Origin of the sequence: Lacihabitans sp. LS3-19 (genome assembly GCF_024343575.1) — a bacterium.
Lineage (GTDB): Bacteria > Bacteroidota > Bacteroidia > Cytophagales > Spirosomataceae > Leadbetterella.
The window spans coordinates 155,336-168,082 of sequence record NZ_RJUA01000002.1; the positions used below are offsets into that span (position 1 = coordinate 155,336).

A 12,747-nucleotide genomic window follows, 5' to 3' on the forward strand; every position below is an offset into this window, starting at 1 on the left:
GGCTTTAATTGACGAAATTTGCAAGCAATCTTAAAGAATTGAGCAATGGCGACTTTCGATTTAACCAAAGAGTACGTAAATACAATTGAAGAAGCCATCACTTCTAACAATACCGAATATCTGATTTCGGAACTTGAAGAAAACTTCCCAGCAGATATTGCATCAGTTCTTTACGAATTAGATGGCGAAAAAGCCCATCAGTTTTTCAAACTTCTTGACACGGAAAAAGGTGCAGAAGTATTATCTAATATAGATTCCGACGACCGTAAGAAATTCATAAAAGAACAATTTACTGTAGAGGAAATTGCCAAATATGTCAATCTTTTTGATTCAGATGACGCGGTGGATTTACTCAATGAAGAGCCTATTGAAATTAGAGAAAAAATAATTGCTCTTTTAGAAAACCGCGAACAAGCAAGGTTTATTCTTGACTTATTGCACTATCCCGAGGATGTGGCAGGCGGTCTTATGCAGAAGGAGTTGATAAAGGTTTCTATCAATCAAACCGTAAGCGAGTGTGTAGAAGAAATAAGACAGCAAGCAGAAAAAGTAGATAAGGTTTATGCTGTTTATGTGGTTGATAGTGAGCAAATTCTGAAAGGGATTGTCTCTCTAAAACAGATAGTTCTTGCAAGAAAAAACACCAAAATAGAGAATATTTTTGAAGATGATATAGTGTTTGTAGACACTACCCAGAGTGGCGATGAAGTAGCACAAATAATGCAAAAGTATGACTTGGAAGCCATTCCAGTAGTTAATTCTTTGGGTCGACTTTTGGGTGTTATCACGATTGATGATGTGATTGACTTTATCACCGAAAAAGCCGAAGAGGATATCCAAGTTATGGCTGGTATCACCGGTGAAGCAGAGGAAGATGATACGGTTTGGAAGCTTGCAAAAGCCCGTATTCCATGGTTAGTTATTGGCGTTTTTGGGAGTTTGCTAGCCGCATCTGTTATCAGGCAATTTGAAGATACCCTGACCAAAATATCAGCTTTGGCTATGTTTATACCTATTATGGGCTCTACAGGTGGCAATGTAGGTATTCAAACATCTTCATTAATAGTGCAATCTTTGGCCGAAAAGTCAGGTATAAGTTTGGGCCTTTGGGAAAGGTTATCGAAAGTAATTCGTGTAGCTCTGATTAATGGTCTAGTGGTAGGTGTAGTTACTGGTATTTATGTTTATGCAATTGGCGAACCCAAACTTTTTTGGGTGGTTTGTTTGTCTTTATTTGCAGTAGTTATTTTGGCTTCTTTTATGGGTACAATTACCCCATTGATATTGGATAAAATTGGTATAAACCCCGCAATGGCTTCAGGACCTTTTATTACCACAGCTAATGACCTTATTGGTATTGGAACTTATTTTCTGATTGCATATAATCTTTTGAATTGAAAGTGTTATGATAGCTGTTATTCAGAGAGTTACAAAGGCTTCGGTAGTAATTGAAGGAGGTGTTAAAGGTCAAATACAGGATGGGTTTATGATTTTATTGGGTATTGCTCATTCTGATACCCAAGAAGATTTAGAATGGCTTTCAAGAAAAATAATTGGACTTAGAGTGTTTTCTGACGAAGAAGGTAAAATGAATAAAGATATATCTGAAATTGACGGAAATATCCTTTTGGTTTCACAGTTTACACTTCAGGCTTCTACAAAAAAAGGAAATAGACCTTCATTCATTGAGGCGGCCAGACCTGAAATAGCTATTCCACTATACGAAAACATGATTGTAAGTTTAAGCGAAGGTTTAGGTAAGAAAATACAAACAGGGGAATTCGGAGCGGATATGAAAGTGTCAATAGAAAACGATGGACCTGTAACTATCGTTATTGATACCCAAAATAAAAGATAGGTGTTTGTCTTTTTTAATTTCAGAAAAATGCAATTATTGTTTTGGTCAATAATTAACATCCTCTAAGTTTTTTTGATGCTTATTTAGATCAATAATAGTGTAAACAATAATTTGAAGATCACAATTTTAGCGGTTATATCTTAAGTCCAAAGCCTACTTTACTGGCAATCGCCTAAAAACTTTTTTCTGTTTTTGAAATAATTCTGAACAACATACTTTCCTGTTTTAGTTCAACAAAGCATATATTGATATTGAACATTTTCATTATATTTGAAAATAGTCATGAATATATGCTTAGAATTTTACTGATTTTTCTTGTGGTTCTATCTCAAAGTAAAGCCCAAGAACCTGTTTTTATTGGTGTTTTTGAGGAAAAGAATATATTGAAATCCACTCAAATGGCTTTTGATTCTTCAGGAAATTTGAATTTCGATAAAGCGACAAATTTGGTTTTCTATGATATTGAATCCAATAAACTACGAAATGCTATTCCAGTAGTTTGGTTAAAATTTGCACTAAAAAACACATCTAATATTCCGCAAATTGCAAAATTGAAATTATTCGATGGTTGGTGTGAGCAGGTTGATGTTTATTGCAAAAGTGATATAGAAAATAGTTGGAAAACAGAAAAAGCTGGTATGATGGTTCCACTAGATTCATTGGGCAATCAGATTGAAACCAGAATTTTAGAAAGACCTGATCAGATTACAATACGTCTGGAGGCCAATGAAACCAAAACTTACTTTTTGAAATATCATAAAGCTTACCGCCCATATTTAAATCTAAATTTAACAATCTATTCTTTACCAGTAGCCGCTAATTTTCAGAAAAATGAGACGAAATATAATTGGATGACTGCCGCTTTTATGGCCATCATTGCGGGGCTTTCATTGTTCAATTTGCTCTATTTTTTTATTCTCAAAGACGCTGCCTATTTCTATTATTCCATTTATGGGTTTTCGGCTATGTTGGCTGGAACTGTAATGGATGATTATTGCCTTTTTCTTTTTAAATTGTTTTATGAAAAAAATACTAGCCTCCAGCCATATGTTTATATGTTTACAGGTTCTTTGAGTTCTTCTTTTTATATGCAATTTTCGAGGTCTTATTTACATACCAGAACTCGATTTCCATTACTTGATAAAATGCTGATTTTTTTAATTGTGCTAGGGATCGTAATGGCTATAAATGCTGGAATTAGTTTTTACACCAATGGAAGTCAATACGCTACACTTTTTCCATTTTCAGTTTTTATGGCTTTGCTAGGTTTGCTCTATTTTGTGCAAATGGGAATTATTATTAGTAAAAAAGATACATCGGATATGTTTTTGATGGCGGGTATCGGGCTATTTCTCTTGTGTATATTGCCCAATTATGTTCGACAACTCTTTGATAAAACTTTATTAGATGCCAATCCAAAATTCATGGGGTCCCTGAGCATGTTTCAGTTAGGTACCACGCTAGAAATGCTCCTATTCGCTTTGGGTTTGGGATATAGAACCAGACAACTTAAAATAGATAAACAGCATTATGAAGAATTGGATACACTCAAAACTAAATTCTTTACCAATATTTCACATGAATTTCGTACGCCATTGATGCTTATCAAAGGCCCCATTACTCAGTTACGTAAATCTTTGAATGATGGCCAAGAGCAAAACTTAGCTGATTTGGTAGAAAATAATGCCAATAAATTGCTTAAAATGATCAATGAGATTTTGGATTTGTCGAAATTAGAAGCTCAAAAAATGGATTTAGATTTAAAGATTTTAGATGTCATTCCATTTCTTAAAGGTTTATTTTATTCATTTGAGTCTCTAGCTGCTGATAAAAAAATAAAGTTACAATTCGATTCAGACTTGAGGAAACTAGATATGGCGGTAGATAAAGATAAATTAGAAAGTATTTTTGTGAATTTAATAACCAATGCAATTAAATATACACATCAGGGAGGAGTAGTTAATTTTATAATAAAAAGGAAAAATAACAATGCTGTTTTTAATGTCATCGATACTGGGATTGGTTTATCAAAACAAGATTTAGATAAAATTTTTGAGCGTTTTTATAGAGCAAGTGATGAACAGGAACATGACTCTAGTTTCGGAATTGGATTGGCCTTGGTAAAAGAACTTGTAAGTTTACATAAAGGTAAAATTAGCGTAAAGTCTAAAAAAGGGGAAGGGTCTGACTTTGAAGTGAAGTTACCTATCCGCACCGCAGGATTTGAGAAAATAGAATTAAGTAAACCCTCTTCCGTTTTGGTCCCAAAAGAAATTCTGGTGGGAAATGAAGCAAAAAAAGCCGAAAACCATATCTTACTTATAGAAGACAACGCTGAGGTAAGGGCTTTTATAAAAATGCAATTGGAGGGGAAATACCAGGTTAGTGAAGCTGAAAATGGCATAAAAGGCATCAAAAGAGCCAAGGACCTTCAACCTGACCTTATTATCTCCGATGTAATGATGCCTGGCAAAAGTGGCTATGAAGTTACAGCTACCTTAAAAAGTGATATCAAAACAAGTCACATTCCAATCATTTTATTAACTGCCAAAGCCAGCCAAAAAGAAAAAACTGATGGCCTAGAAATGGGAGCGGATGCCTACTTGACCAAACCATTTGAGCTGCATGAACTCGAAATTAGAATAGAAAATTTAATCAAACTTAGACGAGAACTACGTTCGCGGTTTGCAGCTGCCATTCAAATCAAAGCCTCTGAAGTTACCGGAAACTCCGTTGACCAACAGTTTATGGAAAAGTTGATGCAAATCATTGAAGAAAATATCCCCAATGAAGACTTTACGATAGAGCATTTAGGCAAAGAAATAGGTTTAAGCACTCGCCAACTGAGTAGGAAGCTGAAAGCCTTGATCAATCAAACCCCCAATGATTTCATAAAATCCATACGCCTGCAAAGAGCCGCTGAACTATTGAAAAAAGATGCGGGAAATGTGTCAGACATCGCCTTTAAAACCGGATTTAGCAGCACCGCCTATTTTGTGGCGAACTTCAAAAAACAGTACGGCATGCCGCCGGGAGAGTATAAAAAACAGCTTTAGGAGAACTTTAAGACAGTAATGTCCGTATTTTGATACGAATTGTCCGAAAATTGATAAGAGAAATTTGTTTTTATTTTAAAATTTACGGACTATTTTTATTCCAAAGATAATCATAAGCCGAAAACTGGAACAACCTAAAGAATGAAAATTATCTAATAATTTAAAACCCAAAAATAATAGCCTAATGAAACTATTTTTAAAATTTGTATTATTCCTAATTCTCTCCTCAGCATTTTTGACTAGCCAGGCCCAGAGAAAAGACAATCCGAATGAAAGGGCGATGTATGAATATAAGATTACAAAAGACCCTAAAACGGGTATAGTTCCCCGAGATGAATTAGAAAAGGCAAGGGGAATCATGTCTAAAATGATAAAATTGATGGGGGCAGTTCCAAACGTAACTTGGTCTGAAAGGGGGCCTAATAATATTGGCGGAAGAACAAGGGCATTGATGTGGGATCCAAATGATGCAACTGCGAAAAAGGTTTGGGCAGGGGGAGCTTCAGGAGGACTTTGGTATAATAATGATATTACAAATGCCAATAGTAGCTGGATTAAAGTAGATGATTTTTGGGACAATATTGCTATTAGTTGTATTGCTTACGATCCCAACAATACGCAAATAATGTACGTAGGTACTGGAGAACGAGGCTCTTCCTCAGTGGGAAATACTGGAAATTCGGCCACTGGGGGTGGGGGGATTTGGAAAACTTCAGATGGTGGTACAACTTGGGCTCGGCTTACAAATACAATTCCAAATTATGCAGCAAATGCTTCAGGACAAGGATTGGCCTTCAGAGAAATTCAGAAAATTGTAGTTAATAGTTCAGGAGATGTATTCGCAGGCACATGGGGAGGACTGTTTAAGTCAATCAACAATGGAACTGGCTGGACTTTGGTTACGGGGAATAATGCTCCAACAGAACCTATCAGTGACCTGGAAATAGGTTTTGGAGATATTCTTTATGTGGGCGTTGGAGGAATTTATAGCGATGTACCTCCTCAGGTTATTAAAAGCACCTCAAGTGCTGCAAATGATTTTGTGGATATTACACCTGCAGGAAGTTTTGCAAATGGACGGGTAGAATTGGCTTTGGCCCCAAGCACCTCAGCAGGCAGTCAACGTGTATATGCTTTGGGGGCTTGGTCTGATGGTATTAGGTTTTTTACTCAAAGTTCTGACGCAGGTGGCAATTGGCAAAATATGGCAATCCCACTATATGATGATTTAAATGGTGGTGGAGAAAAGCCTTTTGTGGGCAACCAAGGAGATTATGATTTAATATTGGGCACACACCTCAACGATCCTGATATTCTATACACTGCAGGCATAACATTTAGCATAAGTAAAAATGCTGGAGCAAGCTGGCTGCCTAAATTGGGCTACTCTGATATTGGAAACATGATGCATGTTGATAACCATTCATTTGCCGCCAGACCCGGGTTTTCAAATGAAGCCGTTTTTGGAAATGATGGAGGAGTTTATTATTCCGCAAATTGGGGAAGTTCACCTTCAAATACTTATCCCACTTTTCAGAAAAGAAATAAAAACTACAACGTGACTCAGTTTTTTAGTGTAGACATAAACAGCTATGCCAACAATAGTTCGGTTATAGCCGGTTCCCAAGACAATGGTACACAAACTCTTTCATCAGCTTATGGCACAGTAGGTTCGGGATACGAAATAAACTCTGGAGATGGCGGACTCTGTTTTATAGATAAATTGGACTCCAACATTGTTATTAGCAATTATACCAATGTGTCGCCGAAGCTTAATTTCCAAGGTATTGGCATTGACAATGCAGTAGAAATGCAGCCACAATTTAGCGATAGAGGACAATTTATCAACCCTGCTGATTATGATTCGCCAAATCATACTTTATACCATAATTCTTCAGTTACTTCTGAAACTGACACAAAAATATTCAGATATCATATTGCTGGTACTTCGCCAAATTATACTTACACAACCTCAACGCTCACAATACAAGGTCAGGGAGCTTTAGATATTTCATTTTTAAAACTGGGTAAAACGGCTGGCAATTTATATATAGGAACTACCACAGGTGATGTTTTTAAAGTGACTGGTGTAAATACCGCTGGTAACCAGACTCTTACAACTATTACTAAAATAATGGACAAAACCAATACCTCAGAAGGAAATGTGTCGTGTATTGATTTTGGCCTGAATGAAAATATGATTGTGGTAACAAAATCAAATTACAATATTGCCTCAGTTTTTCATACCACTAATGCGGGAGCGAATTGGATCTCGAAAGACGAAACAGGCTATGGTTTACCCAATGTTCCTATACGATATGCTCTAATAAACCCAGTAGACCCGAAACAAGTACTGCTCGCAACAGAATTGGGTGTTTGGTCTTCATCAGATATTACTGTTTCGAACCCTCAATGGGCACCTACCAACGCCAACCTTGCGAATGTTCGGTGCGACATGCTTAAATTTAGAGCTAGCGACAATACCTTGGCGGTGGCTACCCATGGTCGTGGAGTTTTTACTACAAAAATTAATCAGTCAGGTTCACCTTGTCCTACTACTTTGGTACTTATTAGTACTACCAATGATTTGTCAACAGGAGCTACAACTTTTCAAGCTAACGAAACAATAAAAGCTAGTAACATAATTAGTGGAGATGCCTCAGTGGTAATGAAAGCAGGAAATTCAATTGAATTGGCTCCTAGCCAGACAGGAGGTGGAACTACTTTTGAGGCTAAAGCCGGAACTGTATTTCATGCCTATATACAAGGCTGTATGGAATAAATAAATTCTAGCTATTATATATTTAAAAGCTCTAAAACTCAGACGAGAACTACGTTCGCGATTTGCAGCTGCCATTCAAATCAAAGCCTCTGAAGTTACCGGAAACTCCGTGGACCAACAGTTTATAGAAAAGCTGATGCAAATCATTGAAGAAAATATCCCAAATGAAGACTTTACGATAGAGCATTTGGGCAAAGAAATAGGTTTAAGCACTCGCCAACTGAATAGGAAGTTGAAGGCCTTGATAAACCAAACGCCCAATGATTTTATAAAAACCATTCGCCTCCAAAGAGCCGCTGAGCTCCTGAAACAAGATGCGGGAAATGTGTCAGACATCGCCTTTAAAACCGGATTTAGCAGCACCGCCTATTTTGTGGCGAACTTCAAAAAACAGTATGGCATGCCTCCGGGTGAGTTCAAAAAACAGCTTTAAAACTATCAGATAGCAACTATGTCTGTATTTTGATGCGATTTGTCTGAAAACTGATACTCCACCGTTTGTTTGTTTATGAATTTTGTTCTGAAATTAAAATCAGGTCAACTCATGAAAACATTTTTACTCTCCCTTGTCTTCCTATTGTTTTTAGACTTCTCATGCTTTGCATTGGGTAGTACTTGTGAAATTCCAAACTGTGTTGAAGGTTGTGACGAAGGTGCCTTTAACCCTAACGCACGGGTCGCTTTCAGCAAAAATAATAAGCAAAAATATAATCCGGATGTATTGAATCTTACTCCAAAGTCAAAACAACTTTATCTACCCGGTGATGAAGACCAGTTTCTAAAAACTGCCACGACTCCCATATCAATTGAGAAAGCGGAATTTGAACAGATAGCAGCTGTAAGAAAAAGCTGGCTCTTGTTTTATGACCCTCTCCGTACTTTTTCAATGGATATAGGAACAGTGGACTATGCTAACCCACAGATATGGAATCTGCCCGGAAATCTCTTAAATTATTCAACCTATGCACATGAAGATTTTGTTCCCATGGCGGAGGTTCCAGAAGAACTCCAGTTTCCTGAGGCAAACATCATCGCTAAATCTTATTATCGTGATGCCGAGCAAAATTTAATTGAAGTTTATAACCACTTCTACCTCGACGACACAGAGATTATAAACATTGGTGTTAGTTATTATTATTATTTAGAAGGAGATGAAAATAGTTTTGATGCAGATAATTATAAGTTTACGGATGTCCCTATGAGTTTGGGAGATAGCTATTCGTTTACTGAAATGTATAAAAACCCGGTTACTAATAAATACTTAGACAGCTTGGTTCATACCAAAACGGTAGATGCTTTTGGGGTGATTAATACGCCAACTGGTCAATATGAATGTTTAAGGTTTACAATTTCTACAGATAAATACTCCAGAGTCGATGAAGTTTCTCCATTTACGTTTAGTGCAACTACCAATTTAGTGGGTTTTGTAACCGAAGAAGGCTTTATGTTTACAGCCAATAAATCAGCTGCCAGCGGTACTGCTACCATGAGCAATATTCAAATTAGATATACCGTTCCCACAGCCCTCTTTGATGAAGGAAATGATATTATCCAAATCAATAATGACGGAACTGGAGTGAGCATAAATAATTACGGTGCCGGAGCACATTCATCGGCAGTCCTAGATGTAGAAAGTGATAGTTTAGGCATTTTGATTCCGAGAATTTTAGAAGCCAACCGACCAGCAAATGCTACAGAAGGCCTTTTGATTTATCAAACCGACAATTCACCAGGCTTTTATTATTACGACGGTGCCGCTTGGCAAAGATTGGATAATACAGGCGGCGGAGCTTCTGCCCGAGTGGCTGTAAAACCTTCTCAAAATATAAACATTAAGAAGAACGCAGGTATCTCAAAACTTACAAAGGGAAAATCTTTCATTTCTTTTCCAGATGGAAAAACCTTAGACCCTGAGCAATACATCGTAAACCTTCAGGCCGAAGGTGAAAATAATGGCTTGTATATCAGCAAAAAAACGGAGTCCGGTTTTGAGGTGAAAGAGCAAGGCAGGAGCAATTCAAATATAAAATTCAGCTGGACGATAATTGAGTTATAAAAATTTAATTACTTAAAACATATTAAAATGAAAAGAATATATTTTATCTTATTTTTTGCATTTGTAGAAATTAGTTCGTTTGCTCAAAATACCTCCTATTTTGGAACTTATGCAGGCCCTATAGGTCCAAACAAAGACAATCTTCAAAGAGCTGGGGCTCTTGGGGTTAACGCAAAAGTATCTGTTGATGATGCATTAGTGCTAGGAGATACCACCCTGGTGAAAGTGGGCATTGGCCTTTCAAATCCCCAATACCGCTTGGATGTCAAAGGGGTATTTAACATGCGTGTGGCTTACAATGCTCCGAGCATGAAAATCAATGACCGAAACTTCTTGGAATTAGACAATCAAGGCCAATTTGTACTCAATGAATTCAAAATTAAATACGCAAATGAAGGCCTTTGGTCTGACAAGGTTTTTGAAAAGAATTACACATTGATGCCTTTAACAGAAGTATCTGATTTCATTGATATGAACCAACATTTGCCCAATGTTCCTTCAGCCAAAGAGGTGGTAAAAGAAGGGGTATCAATGAATGATATGGTCTCAAAACTATTAGAGAAAATAGAAGAATTGACACTTTACACGATTCAGCAGCAAAAAGAAATTGATGCATTGAAAAGTTCGATTCAGAAATAGAAATAGCTATGTTTTATCACTTAGCCATATGAAAACAAAAGTACCAAATACTGAAAATGCAATCGTACTATTAAAGGTCAATTCCAATTATACCGTACTCCCCAAAAGTGATGGCTTTAGGAAATATCTTCTTGTCACATACCTTGGCATAAGCAGTTTTTAAGTCAGTGTATATCTTTTATAAGGCTCTTTCGCAAATACTATGTGAATTTGAATTTACTAAAATTATTCGAAACCTATTTTTTAAAGGTGCGAAACCTATAAATACCCAAAAGCCGAAGGATGAAAGAAGATTTGCTAAACCTATCAGAAAACTGCAAATTTTTGAAAAAACGCAATGTGAAAATGTAAGCAAAAACCAAAGGTTTTCAAGCTTTAGACTAATACAAGCAAGGCTTTTTTTTAATTTAAACCAAATATACTCTCATGAAAACCAAATTATTATTTCTATTTCTTTTAAGTTTTTTCCTTTTTTCATGTGAAAAAGATGAAACCACCGACTACCGAGCTTTAGCAGCTGGCGAATGGGAGGGGACTTTTAAAGGTGACGATATGGGCACTTGGACCATGAACATCAAATCAGATGGATCACTCACTGGAGGTTTGTTGTCGACCAATGTGCCGGGCATAACTTTTCCGGGGAAGGGTACTGTAAGCGTTGATGGTGATATCTTAGCTGACATTCAAGTGACAAGTACTACCTCATCTATGACCGGAAAAATTGATGGAAACAACATGAGCGGCACTTGGTCAAACGCAATTTATGGGATTGGTGGTACTTGGTCAGGTAGCAAAAAGTAAATGGGAGCTATCTATAAATTAAAATATGCATTTATTTCGGGAGTTCTTTTAGGGTTCTCTTACCCTCTAGTAGAAGGAATTCCAAACGGCATCTTAGCATGGTTTGCCTTCGTGCCTTTTCTTTTAGACCAAAGGCAGCAAAAGACTTTTAAGAGCTTTTTTCTTGAATCCGCCGTTTTTGTTTTATCTTTTCTTTTTGTAGATGTCTGGTGGGTAGGCTATTATAAATTTCACTATATGCTAATTGGGGTATTGGACATAGCCCCTTTTTATCTTTTACCGTTATTTCTTTATTTCTTTTTTAAAAATAAATTGGGCTGGCACAAAGCCCTTCTGACGCTTCCATTTCTTTGGGCCGCCAATGATTGGTTCATTCATTTGCTACCCCACAGCATGCAGGTATACCTTTTGCCATATACCCAAGCCAATAACATTTGGGTGGTGCAGTTTACAGACCTAACTGGCATGTATGGCATTAGTTTTTGGCTTATCATGATGAATATACTTATTGCATTGGCCATTGACAAAAAGTCAAAATTGGCATACATTAAACCTGCTTTATGGCTTCTATTACCGTTGGTCTATAGTTTTTGGTGTATGAAAATCCACCCAAAAGGAATAACTGGATTAGGGAATTTAAAGAGTAAAGTCTCCATTATACAAACCAATCAAGATAGCTATGCCATTCATGATTCTAAGCACAGCCAAAAGCTTTTCGATGAAATCTTTAGCCTTTCTGATTCGGCCGTAAGTAAAGACCAACCTGACTTACTGGTTTTGCCTGAGGGTACTATTCCTTTTGACTTAATGCATAACCAAAATATGCTTTCTTACACGAGACAAGCTATAAATGCCTGGCAAACCTCTGTGGCAGTGGGTTTTGTAGAGTATCCAGATACTTCAAATCGCCAGTTTTTTAAAAACAATGTCATTGTTTTTACGCCACAATTGGCCGGATATTGGGATTCTCTGCAAATAAAACCTGAAGACGTGAAGGTATATCAAAAAGAACATGGCGTACCTTTTTCAGAACTAATGCCCTATTTTGAAAAAAGCATTACCCCGGCAGGTAGAGCCATGATTCGCGGACATGAACCCTATGTTTTTCGATATCAAAACTTCGATGATCAAATGTTTAATGTTGCTCTTACCATCTGCTGGGAACAACTTTTTCCTGAAAAAATGGCAAGCTTGGTGGATAATGGAGCTCAGTTTGTTGCTTTGATGAACAACGACGCCTGGTTTGGCAAAACTCAGGGTGCTTACCAATTACAAAGCATTACTCGCCTCAGAGCCATAGAAAACCGAAGAAGCATAGTGAGGAGCTCCAATGGTGGTATTTCTTGTTTTATAGATCCCTTTGGGGAAGTTTATAGTAAACTTCCGTGGTACACTTCAACTTTAGGTACTGAGGAAGTGTTGATGGTCACCAAGAAAAGCTTTTTTACTAAGTACCCTGAATGGTTTCCGAAGTTTTGCTTAGCCATATTAATTTTAATATTAGGAGTGGGTTTAATTAAAAGAAGAAATATATAGACTAGGAAATTACACTCCT

The 12,747-nt window shown here is 36.9% G+C and carries 9 protein-coding genes; all 9 read left to right on the forward strand.

Annotation, left to right across the window (positions count from 1 at the left end; translation table 11 throughout):
• Positions 1–45: 45 nt before the first annotated feature.
• Positions 46–1,398, forward strand: coding sequence for a magnesium transporter (gene mgtE / locus EGI22_RS03025; RefSeq protein WP_255066293.1), 1,353 nt, complete (start codon positions 46–48; stop codon positions 1,396–1,398).
• Between the two features lie 7 nt (positions 1,399–1,405).
• Entirely contained in the window at positions 1,406–1,858 is a 453-nt protein-coding gene (dtd, locus tag EGI22_RS03030; RefSeq protein ID WP_255066298.1) for a D-aminoacyl-tRNA deacylase, read from the forward strand.
• 290 nt (positions 1,859–2,148) lie between these two features.
• Positions 2,149–4,914, forward strand: a complete 2,766-nt coding sequence (locus tag EGI22_RS03035) for an ATP-binding protein (RefSeq protein ID WP_255066301.1) — start codon at positions 2,149–2,151, stop codon at positions 4,912–4,914.
• Between the two features lie 184 nt (positions 4,915–5,098).
• A complete protein-coding gene (locus EGI22_RS03040) occupies positions 5,099–7,696 on the forward strand; it encodes a 3-coathanger stack domain-containing protein (protein WP_255066302.1) in 2,598 nt (865 codons plus the stop codon).
• Positions 7,697–7,832: 136 nt separating this feature from the next.
• Complete coding sequence (locus EGI22_RS03045; protein ID WP_255066303.1) at positions 7,833–8,129, forward strand: AraC family transcriptional regulator; 297 nt, start codon at positions 7,833–7,835, stop codon at positions 8,127–8,129.
• 111 nt (positions 8,130–8,240) lie between these two features.
• Positions 8,241–9,752 (forward strand): hypothetical protein, encoded by a 1,512-nt coding sequence (locus EGI22_RS03050; RefSeq protein WP_255066304.1) that lies wholly within the window; start codon positions 8,241–8,243, stop codon positions 9,750–9,752.
• Between the two features lie 27 nt (positions 9,753–9,779).
• The gene (locus EGI22_RS03055) at positions 9,780–10,391 is read left to right on the forward strand and encodes a hypothetical protein (RefSeq protein WP_255066305.1); all 612 of its coding nucleotides are present in this window, start codon (positions 9,780–9,782) and stop codon (positions 10,389–10,391) included.
• Positions 10,392–10,817: 426 nt separating this feature from the next.
• Complete coding sequence (locus EGI22_RS03060) at positions 10,818–11,192, forward strand: hypothetical protein (RefSeq protein WP_255066306.1); 375 nt, start codon at positions 10,818–10,820, stop codon at positions 11,190–11,192.
• On the forward strand, positions 11,193–12,728 hold the full coding sequence (lnt, locus tag EGI22_RS03065) for an apolipoprotein N-acyltransferase (protein WP_255066308.1): 1,536 nt from the start codon (positions 11,193–11,195) through the stop codon (positions 12,726–12,728). It begins immediately after the preceding gene.
• The last annotated feature ends 19 nt before the right edge of the window (positions 12,729–12,747 follow it).

Excerpts from the sequence above, each read along its gene's own strand:
- mgtE (WP_255066293.1), top strand. The coding sequence starts at position 46 with ATGGCGACTTTCGATTTAACCAAAGAGTACGTAAATACAATTGAAGAA.
- dtd (WP_255066298.1), top strand. The coding sequence starts at position 1,406 with ATGATAGCTGTTATTCAGAGAGTTACAAAGGCTTCGGTAGTAATTGAA.
- EGI22_RS03035 (WP_255066301.1), top strand. The coding sequence starts at position 2,149 with ATGCTTAGAATTTTACTGATTTTTCTTGTGGTTCTATCTCAAAGTAAA.
- EGI22_RS03040 (WP_255066302.1), top strand. The coding sequence starts at position 5,099 with ATGAAACTATTTTTAAAATTTGTATTATTCCTAATTCTCTCCTCAGCA.
- EGI22_RS03045 (WP_255066303.1), top strand. The coding sequence starts at position 7,833 with ATGCAAATCATTGAAGAAAATATCCCAAATGAAGACTTTACGATAGAG.
- EGI22_RS03050 (WP_255066304.1), top strand. The coding sequence starts at position 8,241 with ATGAAAACATTTTTACTCTCCCTTGTCTTCCTATTGTTTTTAGACTTC.
- EGI22_RS03055 (WP_255066305.1), top strand. The coding sequence starts at position 9,780 with ATGAAAAGAATATATTTTATCTTATTTTTTGCATTTGTAGAAATTAGT.
- EGI22_RS03060 (WP_255066306.1), top strand. The coding sequence starts at position 10,818 with ATGAAAACCAAATTATTATTTCTATTTCTTTTAAGTTTTTTCCTTTTT.
- lnt (WP_255066308.1), top strand. The coding sequence starts at position 11,193 with ATGGGAGCTATCTATAAATTAAAATATGCATTTATTTCGGGAGTTCTT.